Origin of the sequence: Candidatus Pelagibacter sp. HIMB123 (assembly GCF_052048195.1) — a bacterium.
Taxonomy (GTDB): domain Bacteria; phylum Pseudomonadota; class Alphaproteobacteria; order Pelagibacterales; family Pelagibacteraceae; genus Pelagibacter.
The window spans coordinates 37,085-56,011 of record NZ_JBNAIL010000008.1 but is presented as its reverse complement, the minus strand read 5'-3'; the positions used below and the strand labels follow the sequence as shown (position 1 = coordinate 56,011).

Here is an 18,927-nt window from a genome sequence, read left to right as displayed (position 1 = left end):
TAGGTGCATAATGAGCACTGACAATAACTCAAAAGGAATTCTTTTAATTATTGCTGCAATGACTTTGTTTGCAATGCAGGATTCTTTAATTAAATTTATTTTTGAAAAAGCTGCACTTTATGAGATTTTTTTTGGAAGATATTTTGTTGCAGCAATTTTACTTTTTGGATACATCAAATTCAGAGGCCAAAAAGTTTCATTAAAAACTTATTATCCTTTTTTAACACTTGTCAGGATTATTCTTCATTTTTTGGCTTTTTCTGCATTCTTCATTTCTTTAACCTATATGCCATTAGCTACTGCAAATGCTTTATTTTTTTCATGTCCATTTTTTGTATCAATTTTTGCAAAATTTTTTTTGAAGGAATTTATTGGTATTAGAAGATGGTCTGCAATTGTATTTGGTTTTATTGGCGTATTCATTGTATTAGATCCAAACTTTTCTGATTTTGAGTACAAAAGTTTATTACCAGTCCTATGCGCATTTTTTTATGCAGCTTCAATGACAATAACTAAATATACATCTGACAAAGATGACGTAAACACACAACTTTTTTATTTCTATCTAATTGCATTAATCCTTTGTGGAATAATCTTTTTATTCATGGGAAATGGTCAATTGAACAATCCTAATTTTGACCCCACTACTCAATTTATTTTTAGAGAATGGTTTTCAAATATTGAATATACATGGAAATTTATCTTATTTTTTGGTGTTGCTGCATCGATTGCTTTTCTTTGTATATTTTCGGCTTACATTGTTGCTTCACCATCAGTTGTTTCATTGTTTGAATATTCTTTAATTATAATGTCTATGATTCCTGGTTATTTTTTATTTAACGAAATACCATCAGCCAGAACCTTTATCGGAGTTGCCTGTATAATAGCAGCTGGAATTTATATTTACCTTAGAGAAAGAGTTAGAGATCAATATATTGCAACAGAAACTCCAGTAAGAAGATGAACAAAAACTATATACCAACAATTAATATATCATCGCTAATTAAAAATAATTTTGAAACTCAAAATGCTTTTAAAACAATTAAAGAAATTGAAAAAGCTTGTAACAATGTTGGTTTCTTTCAAATTATCGGTCATGGAATTAATCTAAAAGAAATTAAAAAAACATGTGAGGTTGGCAACAAATTTTTTAATTTACCAGACAGTAAGAAAAGAAAATTATCACCTAAAAAATGGAATAAAAAAAATAAAAATCTATATAGAGGATATTTTCCTAATGATGTTAATGGAAAAGAAGGTTTAGATATAGGTGATTTGAAGGTTACAAAAAAATATTCAGCAAATTTAAATAATCAATACATAGAATTTCTTAATCTAGGTCTGTGTTTTAATAAAAACTCAATTAATATTTTAAATAAATATTTTGATAATATTTATAGATTGAGTGAAACTTTATTTAAAAGCGTAATAAAACTTAATAAAAAAAACCCCGATATTTCTAGTGCAGCTTTTTCAAGATTAAAAACATTAAGCACATTAAGATTTAATTATTATCCCAATCAAACAAAACCAATAGAAATATCTAAACAAGACGGGGTTGCTCTTGGATGTGAAACACATGTTGATAGTGGAGTGTTTACGGTACTTTATCAAGATAGAAAAGGTGGATTGCAGGTACAAAATAGAAAAAATAAAAAATGGTATGATGTACCGTTTAACAAAAAAGCTTTAGTAGTAAACACTGGTAGAGCTTTGGAGTTTCTAAGCAAAGGAAAATTTAAAGCAACTAATCACAGAGTTTTGTGGAATAAAAGTAAGAGACTCTCTGTTCCTTTTTTCTTTGAACCGTCCTATGATTTCAAAATGAACCAATCATTTTTAAATGGAAGCAAATTCAAAAATAATGGTCCAATTTATGAGAAATTTCTTAACAAATCCTTAAAGAAATTTATTGAATATCAACGTTAGTAATAATAAGGTTTAAATATAAAGCGATACATAACTCGTCGTTAAATTCAAAAATTTACGAAAGTGGGATCGGTCGTCTTTAAATTAATTTTTAAAGGAGGCTTTATGAACTTTGGATATTTTTGTAACACTACTAATTGGGATAAAAAACCTTATACCCAACTTTTAGATGAAGCTAGAGAGATCACTGAATATTGTGATCAAAATAATTGGAATTCTATTTGGTATACCGAACATCATTTTAATCATGAGGGAATGGAGTCGTGCACCAATCCACTAATGATGTGCACTGATGCTGCTGCAAGAACTAAAAATATTCGTTTAGGACAAGCGTGTAACGTAATTACATTTCACAATCCCATAAGACTTGCAGAAGATATTGCAACACTCGACCAAATGTCAAAAGGGAGAGTTGAAGTGGGTATTGGTAGAGGAGTTTATGGTAGAGAAGCAATCAACATGAATAAAGAAGCTGACTTAAAAGACCAAGCAAAAAATTTTAGACTATTTTCAGAAACATTAGACATAATGAAAAAAGCATGGTCTGAAGACTTCTTTTCTCATCAAGGAGAATTTTATACCTATCCATCTCCTAATTTTATTTGGCAACACGATATGAGTCCTCCAAAAGAAAATGTTGTCGATTTAAAAACAAATGAATTAAAACAAATATCTGTATTACCAAAACCTTATCAAAAACCTTTTCCACCAATTTCTCAAGTAGTTGATGGAGAAAGATCAATTCAGTGGGCAGCAGAAAATGGGCTTAATACAATTATGTGGATACCAACTGTAAAAGCTTTGAAAAAAAGATTTGAAATTTATAAAGATGCAAAATCTAAAGCTGAAAATAGAGATGTACCACTAGGGGAAGGTATTAGTTTGGTTAGAGATATGTTTGTTGCAGAAACTATGGAAGAGGCTGAAAAAATGGCTGGAGAACATATTGTAAATTATATGAGATGGGTTTGTCATTGGAGAGGATTGGGAAATCATATGGATCCAGATGAAAAATTACCAGAGACAAAAAATAAACTAGATTTATTAAATTATGAATTTCTTCATAAAAGAAATCTATTGTTTGGAACACCTGAGTTTGTAATTGAAAAAATAAAAGAACTTCAACAAGAATTAAATCTTCAAAATTTACAAGTCTGGTCTAACTTTCCAGGTATTAAACACGAAGATTGTATGAGAAGCATCAAATTATTTACAGAAGAAGTAATTCCAAATATAAAACCGATAGACACAAACATTCAAAGAGCTAGTTAGTAAATGGATTTAAAACTTAGAAAATTTGCAAAATTTGTTGATAAAACTTTTATTGAAGGTGGAAAAAAAGCTAAAGAACCTGTTCTGTTAGTTTCGGTTGCAGCTGTTATAGAAAATCCTTGGGCTGGAAAAGGTTTTGTAGAAGATTTAAAACCTGAAATATTAGATCTTGCACCTCAATTAGGTGATCTTTTAGTGCCAGAGTTAACAAAAGAAATTGGATCAGGTGAAAAAATTTTAGCTTATGGAAAAGCTGCTATGGTTGGATTAAATGGTGAGATAGAACACGCATCTGCATTTATTCATACTTTAAGATTTGGAAATAAATTTAGAGATGCCGTTGGTGGTACTTCCTATTTAAGCTTTACAAATACTAGAGGTCCTGCAGGTGCAAAAATTTCAATTCCAATGATGCACAAAACTGATGCTGGATTAAGACCTTTTTATCTTACGCACGAATTTACAATTCATGATGCACCAAATGAGGATGAAATAGTTGTTGCAATTGGAGGTGCTCCAACTGGACGAGCTCATGCAAGAACAGGTGATAGATATCAAGACATGAAAGAGATGGGCATTGATAACTAATTGATGTCTTATAATTTTGATACAGATCAAAATCATTATTATTTTAATAACAAGAATTCTTTACCAATAATTTTTATTCATGGTGTTGGTTTAAATCAGCAAATGTGGAAACCACAAATTGAATTTTTTAAAGACAGTTCATTTATAACTTACGATCTGTTAGGGCATGGAAAAACACCCTTTAAAGAGCCAAATTTATCAATGGAAAATTTTACTGACCAATTGTCAAATTTAGTAAACAACCTAAAGATAGAGAAATTTAATTTAATTGGCTTTTCTATCGGATCTTTAATTGCAATTGAATTCGCCTCAAAATATGAAAATTATTTAAATTCTATAACTCTAATATCCACTACATATCAACGGACGGCTGAAGAAAGACAAAATGTAATTGATAGAGTAAATTTAGCAAAAAAAAATATGCCAATATCTCAAATGGCAATGAAGAGATGGTTTTCAAATGAGTACCTTGAGCAAAACCCTGAATTATACGATGAGTTTATGAAAATTCTAAATAAGAAGGGAATTGATCAAGAAAATTTTATTAAGGCTTATGAAGTATTTGCAAACTATGAGGACAATCTTGAAAACATAAAAAATATTAAAACTAATACCTTAATTATAACAGGATCAGATGATCCAGGATCTACGCCTAATATGTCAAAAAATTTAAATAAAGATATACAAAATTCAAAATATGTTGAAATTAAAAATGGAAAACATTTATGCACTATTGAATATGCAGATGAAGTAAATAATGCAATAATGAAACATATAAATAATGCCTGAATTAAAAAAATATCAAATGTTTATAGATGGTCAGTGGGTAGACTCTGATACAAAAAAAACTTTTGAAACTTTAAATCCAGAAAATAATAAGCCTTGGGCTGTGGTTCCTGAAGCTAGTGCAAATGATGTTGATAGAGCTGTAAAAGCTGCACAAAAAGCTTTTGAAGGTGAATGGCCAAAAATGCTTGCAAGAGATAGAGCAAAATATTTAAGAGCGATTGGAAATAAGCTCAGAGAAAATTCTGAATTATTAGGAAAGATTGAAACGATTGATACAGGCAAACTGTATAGAGAAACTTATCAACAAGCAAAATATATTGCAGAATATTATGATTACTACGCAGGTTTAGCTGACAAAGTTGAAGGAACAGTTCTTCCAATAGATAAACCAAATATCCAAGCAATCACAACAAGAATTCCAATAGGTGTTATTGCAGCTATCATTCCCTGGAATTCTCAAATGTTTTTAACTGCAACAAAAGTTGCTCCTGCTTTAGCTATGGGAAATACGGTTGTAATTAAATGTTCTGAATTAGCGCCAGCAACTATGTTTGAGTTTGCAAAGTTAGTTGAAGAAACTGGAATACCAAAAGGCGTAGTAAATGTAGTTTCTGGTTTTGGAGATCCATGTGGTAAAGCTTTAACTACTCACAACTTAGTTGAGAAAGTAGCTTTTACAGGAGGTCCAGAAACTGCAAGACATATTATTAGAAACTCTGCAGAAAATTTATCTGAAGTAAGTTTAGAATTAGGTGGAAAAAGTCCTGTAGCTGTTTTTGATGATGCTAAACAAGAAAATGCAATTAATGGAATCACTGCTGGAATATTTGGAGCAAGTGGTCAAAGTTGTATAGCAGGTTCAAGGTTGTACTTACAAAAAGGAATTTATAATGAATTTTTAGATAAATTAGCATCAAGAGCAGAAAAAATAAATATAGGTGCACCAATGGACTCTGGTACTGAAATGGGTCCCTTAAGCAACTTTAAACAATTAGAAGTAATAGAAAAAAATATTAAATTAACAGTTGAACAAGGTGGAAAAATTAAATGTGGTGGTAAAAGACATCCATTTTCAAATGAAGGTTATTATTTTCCTCCAACAATTATTGAATGTGAAAATCATAATTTACCAGCTGCTGAGAATGAACTTTTCGGTCCTGTATTATCGGTCATGAAATTTGATACTGAAAAAGAAGTAATAGAATTAATGAATGATAATCAATATGGTCTATCTTCAGGTGTATATACTAGTGATCTTGCAAGAGGAATGAGAGTGTCTAATGCCATCCGAGCAGGAATAACATTTGTAAATACTTATAGATTAATTTCTCCTTCAGCTCCATTTGGAGGTATCAAGGATAGTGGATATGGAAAAGAAGCAGGAATTGACTCAATTAAAGACTACACAAGAGTAAAAACAACTTGGTTCTATACATCAGATGAACCTTCTCTAGACCCCTTCTCTATAAGATAACTCCCAACATCAATTAAGCTATCTAAAATAGGATAATTTTGTCATTGAATATTGATTGTATTCATACTTAAATTGGTTTTTATAAATTGTTAACAATAAAGAGGAAGATAATGAGAAAACTATTTATCGCTGTATTTATGTTTGTATCAAGTTTTGGTTCAAATGTAATGGCAGACGGACATTCGATTAAAATGGGGATCATTTTAGGATTCACTGGTCCTATTGAATCTCTAACTCCAGCTATGGCTGCATCTGCAGAGCTTGCATTTAAAGAAGCTTCTGATTCAGGTTCTCTATTAGGTGGAAAAAAAATTGAGCCAGTAAGAGCAGACTCAACTTGTGTTGACTCAGCAGCGGCAACAGCTGCAGCTGAAGGTTTAATTTCAGGTGGTGTGGCTGCGATTATGGGAGCAGACTGTTCAGGTGTAACTGGTGCTATTGCAACTAATGTTGCTGTACCAAATGGTGTAGTAATGATTTCACCTTCAGCTACTTCTCCAGGATTAACAACTCTAGATGATAAAGGATATTTCTTTAGAACTGCTCCTTCAGATGCTAGAGGTGGTCAAATTTTAGCTGATATAACTAAAGATAGAAAAGTAAAAAGTGTTGCAATCACTTATACTAACAATGACTATGGTAAAGGTTTAGCTGATGTTTACAAAGCAGCAGTTGAAGCTCATGGTATTAAAGTTACAACTGTAACTGCTCACGAAGATGGAAAAGCAGATTACTCATCTGAAGTAGCAACTCTTGCTTCTGCTGGTGGTGATGCTGTAGCAGTTATTGGTTACCTTGACCAAGGAGGAAAAGGAATTATTCAAGCTTCTTTAGACTCTGGTGCATTTGATAGATTTATTTTATCAGATGGTATGATTGGTCAATCTTTAGTTGATGCATTTGGAAAAGATTTAAGCAAATCATTTGGATCATTACCAGGTTCTACTGGTAAAGGTGCAGGTATATTTGCTGAAGTTGCAAAAGCTGGAGGTGTAGAAGCTTCTGGTCCTTACACAGGTGAATCTTACGACGCAGCTGCTTTAATCGTTCTTGCAATGCAAGCAGGTAACTCTGCTGACAGAGCATCTATTGCAAAAAATGTAATGGATGTTGCTAATGCTCCTGGAACTAAAATTTATCCAGGTGAACTTAAGAAAGGTTTAGATTTACTAGCAAAAGGTAAAAAGATTAATTACGAAGGTGCTACTGGAGTAACTTTTACTGAAGTTGGTGAAGCTGAAGGTTCTTTCTTAGAACAAGAAGTTAAAGGCGGAAAATTCAAAACTAAAAAACAAAGATAATTTTTTATCTTAATTCAAAAAACCCCAGTAATTTAATTACTGGGGTTTTTTTTTAAATCAGCTCTTATAGTAGAAAGAGCTATTATAATTAGAAAAATCAAACATATTAAATTCATAGTTTTCCAGCTAGTTAAGTTTAGAAAAACCCCAGCAGACAAACTCGCTGCTGCTTGAATAGTGTAAACGATAAAATCATTATACCCTTGAGCTCTAAATTTTTCCTCTTCTCTGTAACACAAAACAAGTAAGCTCGTTCCTGAAATAAACAAAAAATTCCATCCTAGACCTAGAAAAATAAGAGCAATCAAATAATTAATAAAGTTTTGTTCAAATAAACTGGTAATAATTGTGACTAAAAATAATAAAACTCCCATATACATAATTTTACTATGACCAAACCTTTTAATTAAATTTCCAGTAACTAGTGAAGGTAAAAACATGGCTGCTATATGAAGCTGAATAACAAATCCAGTCCTGGACAAACTTATTTTCTCCATCAAGTGCATACTTATGGGTGTGGCTGTCATTAAAAAAGTCATTACAGCATAGGCAAAAGCTGAAGCTACAAGTGCCTGTAGAAATCTTGGTTGTGACATAAGTTCTAAAAAACTTCTTCCAGTTTTATATTGATTATTTGATGTCTTTTTAGGTTCTTGAAAAAAAAATAAAAATACTGTTGATGAAATAGATAATACTGCAAGAGCAAGATAAGAACCTGCATACATATGATCTGAAATAAATCCTTTCGAAATGTTTGCAATATTTGGACCAATAAACGCTGAACCTATTCCTGCTAATAAAATGATAGAAATTGCTTTTGGTGCATAATCCTTATTTACAACCTCGACTGCTGCAAAACGGTATTGATGACTGAAAGCTATTCCTCCGCCAATTAAAAAGCATCCTAAATTATATAAGACAAAGCTTTCTATTATTATAGAGTACGCAGTTAAAAGAGATGCAAAACATGTACCTATTGATGCATAAATAAATCCTAATTTTCGACCAATCAAACTCATAAGCTTTGCAGCAAAAAAAGCGAACAACGCAATTCCAACAACCGACAAAGCCATTGGAAGAGTTGCTAAAGATTTTATTGGAGTAAATTTCGAACCAATTATACCACTTAAAAAAACAGTGACTGGTGCAGCTGTAAAAGCGAAAATCTGGCTTAAAATAAGTAACGAAAGATTTTTATTCATTAAAAGAATAAATACTTGTCAGCCATATACAAAGCCCAAGCTGCAGCAGCGCCTAATATAATATATTTCATTATGTTTACTTTATTTCTATTTTTTCTGGAAGTATACCTTTAGGTCGATACCTCATTATAAACAACAATCCTAATCCCATCAGTAAAAATCTAAAATAAGGAACGCTTTCAATTAAATGAGCTTTAATTGCATTTGTTTCAGGAATACCTGCAGTAAAGAAATTAATTAAAAACATTGATATTGGTGCAGCTTCAATCCATAAAAACCATACAACGAAACCACCTAAAATTGCTCCAAAATTATTTCCACTTCCTCCTACAATTACCATTACCCAAATTAAGAAAGTATATCTCATAGGTCTATAGCTTCCTGGAGTAAATAGGCCGTCTTGTGTAACAAGCATTGCGCCCGCAATTCCAACGATAGCTGAGCCTAAAACAAAAATTAACAAGTGTTGTTTAACAACATTTTTCCCCATTGCATTTGCAGCTTCCTCATTATCTCTTATTGCTCTCATCATTCTTCCCCAAGGAGAATAAAGAGCTTTTTGAGTTAAAATTAAAAGAATAATAACTACTACTAAGAATAATCCTGAGTAACATAGTTTTACAAATACTGATGAGCCTTCAATTACAAGTTGGTTTAAAGCAGCTTGTCGATCAGCCAAATTATCAATTACACTTAATTTTCCTGAATTAAACTTTTCAACTAAGCTTATAAACCAATCTGTTGTTTGAAGATCTACCTCATACGGTGCCGGTCTTTTTAATCCAATAACGTTTTTCACACCTCTTGTGAGCCAGTCCTCGTGTTTAATAATTGCAATAACGATTTCTGAAATAAGAAGTGTTGCAATAGCTAAATAATCAGCTCTAAGACCAAGAGCAACTTTTCCCACTATAAATGCTAACCCACCCGCAAAAAGAGCTCCAACTATCCATGAAAAAATTATTGGTAAACCAAATCCTCCAAGAAAACCTGTTGTTGCAGGATTTACAGCTTCAATTTTTTCAATACCTGGCTCTGCGGTTACTCTAATAATTATAATCCCTGTTATAATGAGAGCTGCAATACTATAGGTTCTTAATTTTGATTTTTCAAAATTTTTCAAAATAAATCTAATAACTAGAACCATTACAATGATAAGCCATAAACACATTAAAATATCAAAACCTCCTGCTCTCCAAGCTTCTTGAACAGGGTCTACTGATATCAATACAGCAGCTAAACCACCTAAAGCTGTATACCCCATAATTCCAAAATTAATTAAACCTGCGTATCCCCACTGAATATTTGCACCCATCGTCATTACCGCGGAAATCAAACACAGATTAAATATTGATAAAGCTATATTCCATGATTGAAATATCCCAACCATAAGAATAAGTACCATCATGATACTATAAGCTGCTATTACATTTAAATTTTTTCTCACAATACTTTCCCCTTAAATATTCCTGAAGGCCTGTAAATTAAAACTATTACCAGGATTGAGAACGAGACTGCAAACTTGTAATCTGTAGACAGTAGTTGAACTAAACTATTTGGTTCCATACTTTCAGGTAAAATATACATAAAGAATTTTTTATAAGCATAAGTTAATAAAATTTCAGAAAAAGCTATAACGTATCCTCCTAAAAAAGCTCCAAAAGGATTTCCAATTCCACCGACTATTGCAGCAGCAAAGATAGGAAGCATATTGTTAAAATAAGTAAATGGTTTGAAACTTTTGTCTAAACCATACAATACACCACCTATAGTAGCTAAAATTCCTGCAATTACCCAAGTCACTAAAACTATTTTTTTTGGATCAATACCTGATAGTAATGCAAGATCTTCATTATCCGAATAAGCTTTCATACTCTTTCCAGTTTTTGTTCTATTTAAAAACCAAAATAATAAAGAAACTAAAACTATAGTTACAAAAATAGTTATTACTTGAGTTGACTTTAATGCAAGACCTTCATTTAAACCTGTCATCTCTTTAAATTCACGAGCTTTAATAATAAATTTTTCTCCATCAAAAAATCTTCTGTCACTAGGTCCAATAATAATTCTTACCACTGCTTGTGTTACAAACATGACACCAATACTTACCATTGCAAACTGAACTGGAGGGCTTTTCTGATGTCTATAATATTTGAAGACAAATTTATCTATTAAAAGCATATATAGAATCATCAAAATAATTCCAAATGGGATAGCTAATAAAGCAGTAGGTAAAACACCTAAAGAAACACCTAAAGATTGAAAGTACCATGTAAATAAAATCGTTGCCATGGTTCCAAAAGACATCATGTCTCCAGTTGCAAAATTCGCAAATCGTAAAATTCCATAAATAAGTGTTACAAATATTGCCCCCAGCGCTAACTGAGAACCATAAGTTAATGCAGGAATGAAAATATAATTTAATAAAAGAATTATTGCATTTACAAAATCCATATTACCCTCCCAAAAAAGAGCTTCTTACTCTTGGATCGTCTAATAATTCTTTTCCAGTTCCTGAATAACGATTTTCTCCAGTCACTAGCACATAGCCTCTATCTGAAATGCTTAAGGCTTGTTTTGCATTTTGTTCTACCATTAAGATAGCAACGTTTGTCCTTTTTACTTTTACAATATGATCAAATAATTCGTCCATCACAATTGGTGATACACCTGCAGTTGGCTCATCTAACATTAAAACAGTAGGCTTAATCATCAAAGCTCGACCAAGAGCAACTTGTTGTCTTTGTCCTCCTGAAAGTTCTCCAACCATTTGATTTCTTTTCTCTCTTAAAATCGGAAACAATTCATAGATTTCTTCAATAATGTTCTGAATTTCATCCTTCATAAGAAATGCACCCATTTCTAAATTTTCCTCAACAGTCATTCCTGCAAAAACATTTTTTGTTTGAGGTACGAAAGAAATTCCTTCTTTAACTCTGTCTTGTGGTGATAATTTTGAAATATCTTTACCATCAATCATAACTGATCCAGATTTTAAATTTAATAAACCCAACATTGCTTTCATGGCAGTTGATTTACCAGCGCCATTAGGGCCTAAAATAGAAACTATTTCTCCTTTATTAACGTTTACAGAACACGAACTAATAATGTCTGGACCATTTCCATAACCACCTGTCATTTTTATTCCTTCAAAATAAGCCATTAGTTTGTATCCTTTAATTTTGATCCTCTTCCAAGATAACTCTCAATAACCTTTTCATCTTTTTTTGCTTCTTCAACTGTTCCTTCAAATAAAACCGATCCTTCAGCCATTACAATCACTGGGTCACATAATCTTCCAATAAAATCCATATCATGTTCGATCATACAAAAAGTATAACCTTTTTCTTTATTAAGTTTTTCTATTGCGGTTCCAAGATCTTTAAGCAAAGTTCTATTAACACCAGCCCCCACCTCATCTAATAATACTAATTTAGCATCCACCATCATTGTTCTTCCAAGTTCTAATAATTTTTTTTGACCACCTGAAAGATTTCCTGCGAGTTCATTAGAAAGATGTCCAAGGTTTAAAAATTCAACAACTTCTTTTGCTTTTTCTTTAACTGCGGCTTCTTCCTCTGCAACTAAACCTGGTTTAAATAATGCTGTCATTAGCTTTTCGCCTGATTGATTTCCTGGAACCATCATTAAGTTTTCTAGAACAGATAAATTTGAAAACTCATGAGCAATTTGAAAAGTTCTTAATAATCCTTTAGAAAATAATTCATAGGAAGGAACATCAGTAATATTTTCATCGTCAAAAGTTACGCTTCCTCCTGAAGATTTTAAGTTTCCTGCAATTAAATTAAATAAAGTTGTTTTGCCAGATCCATTAGGTCCGATTATACCTGTGATTGTTCCTCTTTTAACTTTAATTGAACAATCTGAAACAGCAGCTAATCCACCAAAATATTTACTTAAATTATTAATCTCTAAAATATTTTCAGACATTTGATTTATTTGTTTAGTCTTTTGTGAATACTATTTAAAGTTCTTTCTAGAGATTTATAAAATCCAGCTTTGGTTAATTCTTTAACACCCTGTTCATTTAGTCCTCTAGGCGTTTGAGATTCTTTAACTAAATTTTTTAAATTTTCTTTTGAATTTACGACTGCATCTTGAGATAAAGCCAAAAATAAAGATGTTATGTATTTTTGAGCATTATTTCTTTTTACCCCTCTTTTTACCAGCCAATCAGTCATAACTCTTAACACCTCATAAAATGGTGCCATCATTCCAGATGTTGACCAAAAATTTATTGAAGATTTTTCATTTTTAATTTCTACAGTTGTTCCCAAATTATTAAAAAATGCTTTTACTTTTGGATTGGGAGGACAAATAGGTACAGGACCTTTTTTTAATGAAATTGGAGGCAAAGGTATTGCTCGTACAATTTTTGCTTTTACTTTAATTGCTTTCTTTAATTGAGACAAAGTTATAGTAGAAATGAAACTCACAACAGTTTGATTGGATTTAAACTTTAAATCTTTAATAATTTTTTCACCAACGGTCGGTGTCACAGATAAAAATACCCAATTACACTGATCTACAATTTGCTGATTATTTTTGGCTATTACAATTTTTTTAAACTTTCTTTTTAAACCCTGTGCTATTTTTTTATTTCTTGGAGAGATTATAATTTTTTTATAAGAAATTTTTGATTTACATATTCCAGTAATAACTGAAGAAGCAATTTTACCTGTACCAATAAAACCTAAATTCATAATTTTGGATACTTTATATTGATTATATTGAATTAATTAACAAAAAAAGATCCTCTTATTCGTAACAATTCTCTGCTTAATTCCTTATTTTCTTTAAATGGCTTTCTACCATGAAGCCAAAAGTAATTATTTGCAATTATAGAACAACCTACGGGTAGTTTTGTTATTACTTTATTTTTACTTTCCTCCAACGCATCCGATAACCTTTGCAGAAAATTTCCTTGATCCATATTTTTTGGTTCTGGAAATTGATCAATATAAGAAATTTGTGGTCTACCTTTTTCATCTGATGAAAATACTGGATGTTCAACTTTGTAATCTACATTTTTACTTTTTGGAGATCCCCAAATAAAATTTTGTTTACCAACTGGATCATTTGATAATTCATGACAATGCTCCCAATCATCTAAATGAAGCATGGCCGTTTCTCCACCTTCAACATTTTTTTCTTCTAACTTAGTCATTACTAACCAATCAGTTACCTCTTTTACATAAGTACCATCAGTATGAAGATCCATATTTCTGTATGCTTTTCTTAAGTATGAGTCGCTTGCATCCTCATGTTTTACATGAAACCTTGCATAATATTTTCCTGCCATAGAGTCATGATTGGGAATGCCAATTAAGTATGCAACAGCTGTAGACAATTTGACTAAAAATTTATCATTGATTTTCGAAGAAATATTACTCGGGCCAATAATGAAGCAACCTGTAGATCTGTCTCTTATAATGGAATTCATTAACTTGCTTAGTTTATTTCCTGTTAAATCATCTAAACTCTTAGCAATAGTAAATCTTGTAAATGGTTTTAGTTCTAATGCAGTTAAATCAAATTTATTAAAGGGGAAAATTAGTTTTTCAATTATTTCGTCTTTTAATCTAATATTCAAAATTCTTTTTGATTTTTCGTGCTCCTGCACATCTATGCCAGATATTTTTTCCATAAGAAATTTTAGGTTAACTTAAATAATAAATCAATTTTATTTAAAAATAACTTGCTAATACAGCCATGCAGACTGCAGAAAAAATTGTTGGATATACATAATTTTTTTTTGAAACAAAAAACACTGCCAGGGACAAGATAACAACAGTAAGTCTTAATAAATATCCTGCTTCATTTAAAACTCCTACAGGAAAAATGATTGTTCTTGCTATCAAAGCAGCTAAAGTTGCATAGGCTAAACAATTAAACCATTTAAAAATTTTTGAAGTTTCTTTTATTCCTTGAGAACTTACAGCTCCAAGAAACCTTGATAAAAAAGTCGCAAGTGAAGTAACCAAAATTGCATAAACTACACTAACTGACATTTATTTCTCCAATTAGATAAGCTGCTGTTCCACCTACTACACCTCCTAATAAAATTGACCACTCTGGTGAAAAAAAATAAAAAATTGGTCCTAATATTGAACCTAACATCACTGAAAGTGTAATTTGAATTGTTTTAGATGCTCCAACCATCATGCATAAAAAATAAATAGGATTTAAAATTGCTAAACCCATCATTATTTCTTTATTTAGAAATTCTGAAAAATAAAAACCAAGAAATGTACCTAAGACAGCAACACTCCAAGTGGCACTTCCTATTCCTATCCAATAATCAATTCTTTGTTCTTTAGGAATTGATTTGTAATTACTTTTCATAATCAACCAAGCGGATACAGCTATAAAATGACAGGAAAAGTAATATTTCCATTTTGGTTGGTTTTTATGCATCATTAATGGAAATAAAGATACAGCCATTGGATATAAACGAGCATTTACAAACCAAACTGCTAAAAAAATATTTAAGAGTGATGCTCCAACTAATAAAGACTCTGCCATAACTAAAGATCCTGGCAAAGCATAAGTCAACATTGTTGAAAAAATACTTTCCTGAATATTAAATCCTAAATTTTTAAGAAGTGCACCAATTGCAATAAAACAACAACCCAAAGCAATTGCAGGACTGTCATATGCTAAAATTGATTTATATCCTTTAAAGAAAATTTTTTTATTAATCATTAACCGCCAAGGAATAGTCTGCCAACATCTGGATTTTGTAATAACTCATCTCCTTTGCCGGCGATTGCAGTTTGTCCTGATACCAGAACGTATCCTATATCTGCAAACTCTAAACCTTTTTTGGCATTTTGCTCAACTAGAATTATAGTTTTCTTTTCATTCTGTTGAAGATCTCTTAAAATTTCAAACACCATATCAATGTATCTTGGTTCTAAACCAATTGAAGGTTCGTCTACCAATAATACTGATGGTTTCATAACTAAAGCTCTAGATATTTCTAATAATCTTCTTTCACCGCCAGATAGCACTTTTGCAGGTTGGTTTCTTCTATTTCTTAATCTTTCATATTTTTCTAAAATTCTTTCTGCTTCTTGAAATGATTCTTCTGTTTTATCTTTAATATATCCACCCATTAATAAGTTTTCTTCGACTGTCATGTCTGGAAAAACTGAATTATCTTGTAAAATATATGCGATACCAACTGACTTTAGTTTTTCAGCTGGAGTAAGATTAGTAATTTCTTTTCCATCTATTTCTATTTGACCTGAAAAAATATTTGTAAAACCATAAATTGAATGAAGAATTGTAGATTTACCTGCTCCATTTGGGCCAATTAAACATAGTGATTGTGCTTTGTTTATAAATAAATCAAAGTTGTGCAAAATTTCCATTTTTCCATAACCAGCACTTAAATTTTTAATTGTTAAATGAATTTCATTTGGAGAAAGTTTTTTTAAATCTTCTGGTGTTGGAGCTTTACCTAAAACTTCATATTGATTGGACATTATTGAGCTCCTAAATAAGCATCGATAACACGCTTATCATTTTTAATTTCATCAGGCGAACCATTAGCTAACATTTTACCGTGAGCTAAACAAAAAATATTCTCTGCTAATTGCATTATTACTCTCATGTTGTGCTCGATAACTAAAAGAGTAATTCCAAAGTCTTGATTTACTTTTATTAATCTATCTATAATTCCATTGATCAAAGTAGGATTAATTCCTGCAGTAGGTTCATCTAACAAAAGCATTTCTGGCTCATTCATTAATGCCATAGCAAGCTCAAGAAGCTTTTGTTGTCCAAAAGATAAGTCTCCAGCTCTTAATTTTCTTTTTTGATATAGTCCAACAAAATTTAATAAATTTTCTGCTTTTTCAGTTAATTCCTGTGGGATCTTTGAAAATAATTTTAATACACTTTCGTCGCTACCTTTATGACTGATAAGCATGTTATCTATACAATTTAATTTTCCATAAATTCTTGTTTGTTGAAAAGTTCTTAATAAACCAAGTTTAGCTATAACTGGGACTGGAAGTTCAGATACTTCCTTACCATTAAATTTAATTGATCCTTGATCTATAGGATAAGTTCCAACAATAGAATTAAATAATGTTGTTTTTCCAGATCCATTCGGACCGATTAATCCCACTATTTTTCCTTTTTCAACCGACATAGAAATATCAACATTAGCTTTTACTCCTCCAAAAGATTTACTAACGTTATTTACTTCAAGAATACTCATTTTATTTCTACCTGTGCCTTTCGGTCTGCTTCATCAACTACTTCTCCAAATCGTTCTGGATATTTTTCTCTTAGCCACCCCATAATTCCTTCTGGGAAATAAATTACAATTACAACAATCAAAACTCCTAGAGCTACATACTGCCAACCTAAGAAGAATGTCCAAAAACCTTCTTTAAATATATGAAATACAGTTGCTCCAATAACTGGTCCCCATAAAGTTCCTTTACCGCCTAATATAGCCATTAGAACCATAAACACTCCCATTTCTCTTCCATCAAATGCAACATCAGTTGAGTCTATGTATCCAACTAAACCACCCATAATACCTCCTGCTAAACCACAGAAGAAAGCAGATATCATCCAACCAATAATTTTATATTTCATAGTCTCTATTCCCATCGCCTCTGCTTTATCTTCGTTATCTCTTATAGCATTCAAAATTAATTTAAATCTTGTAGAGTAAATTGCTTTGACAGCAAGAAAAGTTAAGATCAAAACTAAGAAACTTAAAAAATAAAAAAATTCACCTCTAGCTTCCAAACTTCCTACATTAGGAAAAGGGGGAGTAGTAAAACCTTGACCTGCTCCAATAATTTCAATTCCACCGGAAATTTCACCTGCAGCAACACCTAATCCTAGAGTACAAATAGCAAAATAGTGACCTCTTAATCCTAAAATTGCATATCCAATTAAGCCAGCAACAATTGTTGGTACCACGGCAGCAACGACAAGTCCCATAGCCATACCTTGAAAAAATTGAGCTGGAGTATGAACAAATGTTTTTTCACCACCACTTTCGGTCCATTCAGCTAATGGAAAAAACATTCCAACTTGAACCGAGGCGCATAAATACATTCCTAGTCCATAAAATAATATATTTCCAAAAGTGTTATATCCCATTTCGCCCCCTTGAATATTCCAAGTGATCGCAAGAACAATCAATATACAAAGAATTGATAATTGAACTTTAAATGCTGGAAATACAAAAGGAGCAGCTAAACCAAAAATTAGTATACCTATGTATAATATTAAATTATTTTTGTTCATATAAGTTATTAATTTTATCCCTGAAATTTTCATCTACTGTAAAATAATGGCCATCTTCATCATGAACACTTGACCCTGATGAATGATATTCATCTAAATGCTTTTTAAATTCATCTATATCAACTTCAATAGATTTCCCCTCGTTATCATTAATTTTAACTTTTCTCATTTTAAATACTCTCTTTTTCTAGAAAGTTTAAATCTTCTGTAAACTAGAATTAAAACCAATAATAAAAACACTGAACCAATTCTAAATTCTGTACCCAATATATAATCTGCAAACTCTTCAAAAACTCCTAATCCCATTCCTGACATTGCAACACCGGGCAAGTTTCCTAATCCTGCAACAATCACAATCATAAAAGATCTAATCGTATATGGTAAACCCATATAAGGATGAATAGTAAATGTTATTGAAATTAATGCTCCAGCAACACCACAAAGAGCAGCATTTATTCCAAATGTTGCAGCATAAACTTTTTCTGTATCAACCCCTAAAATCTTTGCAGCTCTTGCATTTTGAGCTGTAGCTCTAATAGCTCGGCCAAGCTTAGATCTTTTCATGTAAATTACTAAACAAACTGCAAACAAAATACTTATAAAAGCTGAAAATATTTTTGAATTAGGCAACACAACGTTGTTATCAAACAACATAGTTGTTCCGTAACCAGAGTTTGCAAGTACAACATCTGCACCGAATGCAAAGTTCATTAATTGCATGAAAAGAATACTTATTCCAAAAGTCGCTAAAATAGAGATAAATAGATCTCTATCTACTACTTTATTAATAACGAGTTTGTAAATCGCTATACCAACAAAATACATTATAACTGGAGCAACAACTACTCCCCATGCTGGATGAATACCGTACAGATACATGAAGTATGCAATGTATCCTCCTAAAATAACAAGATCTCCTTGTGCAATGTTAATTATATTCATCACTCCCCATTGAAGTGCCATTCCATATGCAATCAATGCAAACAAAACACCTAGCAAAATACCATCCAAACAAGCTTGAACAGTTATCATTGGGTATTGAAATACAAGAAAATCCATAAAAAATATTTTT

The 18,927-nt window shown here is 31.4% G+C and carries 21 protein-coding genes; 7 read left to right on the top strand and 14 right to left on the bottom strand.

Annotated elements, in window-relative coordinates:
- The first annotated feature begins 10 nt into the window (after positions 1-10).
- The 7 genes from ACTTBL_RS02410 to ACTTBL_RS02380 all read left to right on the top strand — a co-directional run bounded on the left by ACTTBL_RS02410 (position 11) and on the right by ACTTBL_RS02380 (position 7,353).
- Positions 11-964 carry a DMT family transporter gene (locus ACTTBL_RS02410; protein WP_440643448.1) on the top strand — a complete coding sequence of 318 codons (954 nt, stop codon included), beginning with the start codon at positions 11-13 and terminating at the stop codon, positions 962-964.
- Entirely contained in the window at positions 961-1,929 is a 969-nt protein-coding gene (locus ACTTBL_RS02405; protein ID WP_440643447.1) for a 2OG-Fe(II) oxygenase family protein, read from the top strand. Before ACTTBL_RS02410 ends, ACTTBL_RS02405 begins: the two co-directional genes overlap by 4 nt.
- A 105-nt stretch (positions 1,930-2,034) precedes the next feature.
- Positions 2,035-3,201 (top strand): LLM class flavin-dependent oxidoreductase, encoded by a 1,167-nt coding sequence (locus ACTTBL_RS02400; protein WP_440643446.1) that lies wholly within the window; start codon positions 2,035-2,037, stop codon positions 3,199-3,201.
- Positions 3,202-3,204: 3 nt separating this feature from the next.
- Entirely contained in the window at positions 3,205-3,789 is a 585-nt protein-coding gene (locus tag ACTTBL_RS02395; protein WP_440643445.1) for an amino acid synthesis family protein, read from the top strand.
- A gap of 3 nt (positions 3,790-3,792) precedes the next feature.
- Positions 3,793-4,578 (top strand): alpha/beta fold hydrolase, encoded by a 786-nt coding sequence (locus ACTTBL_RS02390; protein WP_440643444.1) that lies wholly within the window; start codon positions 3,793-3,795, stop codon positions 4,576-4,578.
- On the top strand, positions 4,571-6,052 hold the full coding sequence (locus ACTTBL_RS02385; RefSeq protein WP_440643443.1) for an aldehyde dehydrogenase: 1,482 nt from the start codon (positions 4,571-4,573) through the stop codon (positions 6,050-6,052). The genes ACTTBL_RS02390 and ACTTBL_RS02385 overlap by 8 nt, the downstream gene beginning before the upstream one ends.
- Before the next feature lie 110 nt (positions 6,053-6,162).
- A complete protein-coding gene (locus ACTTBL_RS02380) occupies positions 6,163-7,353 on the top strand; it encodes an ABC transporter substrate-binding protein (protein ID WP_440643442.1) in 1,191 nt (396 codons plus the stop codon).
- Positions 7,354-7,385: 32 nt separating this feature from the next.
- Here ACTTBL_RS02380 and ACTTBL_RS02375 read toward each other — a convergent pair whose 3' ends face one another.
- The 14 genes from ACTTBL_RS02375 to ACTTBL_RS02310 all read right to left on the bottom strand — a co-directional run bounded on the left by ACTTBL_RS02375 (position 7,386) and on the right by ACTTBL_RS02310 (position 18,914).
- On the bottom strand, positions 7,386-8,555 hold the full coding sequence (locus tag ACTTBL_RS02375) for an MFS transporter (RefSeq protein WP_440643441.1): 1,170 nt from the start codon (positions 8,553-8,555) through the stop codon (positions 7,386-7,388).
- Positions 8,556-8,631: 76 nt separating this feature from the next.
- Positions 8,632-9,963 carry a branched-chain amino acid ABC transporter permease gene (locus tag ACTTBL_RS02370; RefSeq protein WP_440643495.1) on the bottom strand — a complete coding sequence of 444 codons (1,332 nt, stop codon included), beginning with the start codon at positions 9,961-9,963 and terminating at the stop codon, positions 8,632-8,634.
- A gap of 35 nt (positions 9,964-9,998) precedes the next feature.
- Positions 9,999-11,009, bottom strand: coding sequence for a branched-chain amino acid ABC transporter permease (locus ACTTBL_RS02365; RefSeq protein WP_075504972.1), 1,011 nt, complete (start codon positions 11,007-11,009; stop codon positions 9,999-10,001).
- Position 11,010: 1 nt separating this feature from the next.
- Positions 11,011-11,718: an ABC transporter ATP-binding protein gene (locus ACTTBL_RS02360; RefSeq protein WP_440643440.1), complete on the bottom strand. Its 708-nt coding sequence runs from the start codon at positions 11,716-11,718 to the stop codon at positions 11,011-11,013.
- The gene (locus tag ACTTBL_RS02355; RefSeq protein WP_145596024.1) at positions 11,718-12,506 is read right to left on the bottom strand and encodes an ABC transporter ATP-binding protein; all 789 of its coding nucleotides are present in this window, start codon (positions 12,504-12,506) and stop codon (positions 11,718-11,720) included. The genes ACTTBL_RS02360 and ACTTBL_RS02355 overlap by 1 nt, the downstream gene beginning before the upstream one ends.
- Positions 12,507-12,511: 5 nt before the next feature.
- Positions 12,512-13,279: a pyrroline-5-carboxylate reductase gene (locus tag ACTTBL_RS02350; protein WP_440643439.1), complete on the bottom strand. Its 768-nt coding sequence runs from the start codon at positions 13,277-13,279 to the stop codon at positions 12,512-12,514.
- Positions 13,280-13,311: 32 nt separating this feature from the next.
- Entirely contained in the window at positions 13,312-14,223 is a 912-nt protein-coding gene (gene glaH / locus ACTTBL_RS02345) for a glutarate dioxygenase GlaH (protein WP_075504976.1), read from the bottom strand.
- 40 nt (positions 14,224-14,263) lie between these two features.
- Positions 14,264-14,587 carry an AzlD domain-containing protein gene (locus ACTTBL_RS02340; RefSeq protein WP_145596031.1) on the bottom strand — a complete coding sequence of 108 codons (324 nt, stop codon included), beginning with the start codon at positions 14,585-14,587 and terminating at the stop codon, positions 14,264-14,266.
- Entirely contained in the window at positions 14,577-15,281 is a 705-nt protein-coding gene (locus ACTTBL_RS02335; protein WP_440643438.1) for an AzlC family ABC transporter permease, read from the bottom strand. Before ACTTBL_RS02335 ends, ACTTBL_RS02340 begins: the two co-directional genes overlap by 11 nt.
- Positions 15,281-16,066, bottom strand: a complete 786-nt coding sequence (locus tag ACTTBL_RS02330) for an ABC transporter ATP-binding protein (RefSeq protein ID WP_440643437.1) — start codon at positions 16,064-16,066, stop codon at positions 15,281-15,283. The genes ACTTBL_RS02335 and ACTTBL_RS02330 overlap by 1 nt, the downstream gene beginning before the upstream one ends.
- Positions 16,066-16,806: an ABC transporter ATP-binding protein gene (locus ACTTBL_RS02325; protein ID WP_075504611.1), complete on the bottom strand. Its 741-nt coding sequence runs from the start codon at positions 16,804-16,806 to the stop codon at positions 16,066-16,068. The genes ACTTBL_RS02330 and ACTTBL_RS02325 overlap by 1 nt, the downstream gene beginning before the upstream one ends.
- Entirely contained in the window at positions 16,803-17,855 is a 1,053-nt protein-coding gene (locus ACTTBL_RS02320; protein WP_440643436.1) for a branched-chain amino acid ABC transporter permease, read from the bottom strand. Before ACTTBL_RS02320 ends, ACTTBL_RS02325 begins: the two co-directional genes overlap by 4 nt.
- Entirely contained in the window at positions 17,842-18,024 is a 183-nt protein-coding gene (locus ACTTBL_RS02315; protein WP_440643435.1) for a hypothetical protein, read from the bottom strand. The genes ACTTBL_RS02320 and ACTTBL_RS02315 overlap by 14 nt, the downstream gene beginning before the upstream one ends.
- Positions 18,021-18,914 carry a branched-chain amino acid ABC transporter permease gene (locus tag ACTTBL_RS02310; RefSeq protein WP_440643434.1) on the bottom strand — a complete coding sequence of 298 codons (894 nt, stop codon included), beginning with the start codon at positions 18,912-18,914 and terminating at the stop codon, positions 18,021-18,023. The genes ACTTBL_RS02315 and ACTTBL_RS02310 overlap by 4 nt, the downstream gene beginning before the upstream one ends.
- Positions 18,915-18,927: the final 13 nt, after the last annotated feature.

Coding starts and splice junctions, on each gene's coding strand:
- ACTTBL_RS02410 (WP_440643448.1), top strand. CDS start 11: ATGAGCACTGACAATAACTCAAAAGGAATTCTTTTAATTATTGCTGCA.
- ACTTBL_RS02405 (WP_440643447.1), top strand. CDS start 961: ATGAACAAAAACTATATACCAACAATTAATATATCATCGCTAATTAAA.
- ACTTBL_RS02400 (WP_440643446.1), top strand. CDS start 2,035: ATGAACTTTGGATATTTTTGTAACACTACTAATTGGGATAAAAAACCT.
- ACTTBL_RS02395 (WP_440643445.1), top strand. CDS start 3,205: ATGGATTTAAAACTTAGAAAATTTGCAAAATTTGTTGATAAAACTTTT.
- ACTTBL_RS02390 (WP_440643444.1), top strand. CDS start 3,793: ATGTCTTATAATTTTGATACAGATCAAAATCATTATTATTTTAATAAC.
- ACTTBL_RS02385 (WP_440643443.1), top strand. CDS start 4,571: ATGCCTGAATTAAAAAAATATCAAATGTTTATAGATGGTCAGTGGGTA.
- ACTTBL_RS02380 (WP_440643442.1), top strand. CDS start 6,163: ATGAGAAAACTATTTATCGCTGTATTTATGTTTGTATCAAGTTTTGGT.
- ACTTBL_RS02375 (WP_440643441.1), bottom strand. CDS start 8,555: ATGAATAAAAATCTTTCGTTACTTATTTTAAGCCAGATTTTCGCTTTT.
- ACTTBL_RS02370 (WP_440643495.1), bottom strand. CDS start 9,963: ATGATGGTACTTATTCTTATGGTTGGGATATTTCAATCATGGAATATA.
- ACTTBL_RS02365 (WP_075504972.1), bottom strand. CDS start 11,009: ATGGATTTTGTAAATGCAATAATTCTTTTATTAAATTATATTTTCATT.
- ACTTBL_RS02360 (WP_440643440.1), bottom strand. CDS start 11,718: ATGGCTTATTTTGAAGGAATAAAAATGACAGGTGGTTATGGAAATGGT.
- ACTTBL_RS02355 (WP_145596024.1), bottom strand. CDS start 12,506: ATGTCTGAAAATATTTTAGAGATTAATAATTTAAGTAAATATTTTGGT.
- ACTTBL_RS02350 (WP_440643439.1), bottom strand. CDS start 13,279: ATGAATTTAGGTTTTATTGGTACAGGTAAAATTGCTTCTTCAGTTATT.
- glaH (WP_075504976.1), bottom strand. CDS start 14,223: ATGGAAAAAATATCTGGCATAGATGTGCAGGAGCACGAAAAATCAAAA.
- ACTTBL_RS02340 (WP_145596031.1), bottom strand. CDS start 14,587: ATGTCAGTTAGTGTAGTTTATGCAATTTTGGTTACTTCACTTGCGACT.
- ACTTBL_RS02335 (WP_440643438.1), bottom strand. CDS start 15,281: ATGATTAATAAAAAAATTTTCTTTAAAGGATATAAATCAATTTTAGCA.
- ACTTBL_RS02330 (WP_440643437.1), bottom strand. CDS start 16,066: ATGTCCAATCAATATGAAGTTTTAGGTAAAGCTCCAACACCAGAAGAT.
- ACTTBL_RS02325 (WP_075504611.1), bottom strand. CDS start 16,806: ATGAGTATTCTTGAAGTAAATAACGTTAGTAAATCTTTTGGAGGAGTA.
- ACTTBL_RS02320 (WP_440643436.1), bottom strand. CDS start 17,855: ATGAACAAAAATAATTTAATATTATACATAGGTATACTAATTTTTGGT.
- ACTTBL_RS02315 (WP_440643435.1), bottom strand. CDS start 18,024: ATGAGAAAAGTTAAAATTAATGATAACGAGGGGAAATCTATTGAAGTT.
- ACTTBL_RS02310 (WP_440643434.1), bottom strand. CDS start 18,914: ATGGATTTTCTTGTATTTCAATACCCAATGATAACTGTTCAAGCTTGT.